Raw genomic sequence first — 920 nt, forward strand, 5'->3', positions numbered from 1 at the left:
GCCCGGCGCCGCGCCCGGCCACGGCCCGGGCGAGCCGGTGCAGGCCGCCGCGCACGTACGAGCCGCCGAAGGTGTGCTCCACGAACGGCACCGTCGCCAGCGCGGCGGGGGCGCGGCGGGGGTCGGAGCCGGAGTAGGTGGCGTACCGGTCGAGCACCACCCGCAGCCGGGGGTCGCGCAGGTGCTGCGCACCCAGTGAGCGCAGGCTGCGCCACGGCGCGACGGTGCGCAGCGCGCGGGTGTCGCGCGCCAGCCGCAGCAGGGTGCCGGCCCCGTCGAGGGGGTTCTCCAGGAACGGGCCGCGGGCGACGTCCCAGATCTCCCCGGCGCGCTGCAGGAACGCCGTCCACTGCGCGCCGGTGCCCGGCCCCAGGGCCGCGTCGATCGCGGCCGCCACCCGCGGGGTGCTGCCGCCGGGCACGTCCAGCTCGGTGCCGTCGGCGAAGCGGTAGCGGCACAGCGGGTCCAGCGGGACGAGGTCGAGCTCGTCCTCCAGCGGCCGGCCGGTCTTGAGGAACAGGTCGCGCTGCACGGCGGGCAGGGTGAGCAGGGACGGTCCGGTGTCGAAGGAGAAGCCGTCGCGGGAGAACCAGCCGAGCTTGCCGCCGACCTCGCCCGCCTGCTCGCAGACGGTGACGGCGTGCCCGAGGGCGGCCAGCCGCGCCGCGACGGACAGGCCCGCCAGTCCCGCCCCCACCACGACCACCCGCGCCACGGGCGGGAACACTAACCCCCCGCCGCCCTCAGCCGACCCGGCGGCCCTTCCAGCGCAGCGTGCCGCGGGCCCGGCGGACGTGGGAGTCGGCGAGCAGGGCGAGCAGCACCAGCACCGACACCGGGTGGGCCAGCGCGTCGGGCCAGACCCGCCCGCCGGTGCGCGCGGCGCAGGCGGCGCGGCTGGCGACGGCGGCGGGCGCGCC

Annotated in this window: 1 protein-coding gene; it reads right to left on the reverse strand. The window is 79.2% G+C overall.

The annotated features are described in order from the left end of the window. A partial coding sequence (locus ABEB16_RS20880; protein WP_345714105.1) for a phytoene desaturase family protein occupies positions 1-715 on the reverse strand: 715 nt, incomplete at its 3' end. Between the last annotated feature and the right edge of the window lie 205 nt (positions 716-920).

Origin of the sequence: Kineococcus glutinatus (genome assembly GCF_039542765.1) — a bacterium.
Classification (GTDB): domain Bacteria; phylum Actinomycetota; class Actinomycetes; order Actinomycetales; family Kineococcaceae; genus Kineococcus_A; species Kineococcus_A glutinatus.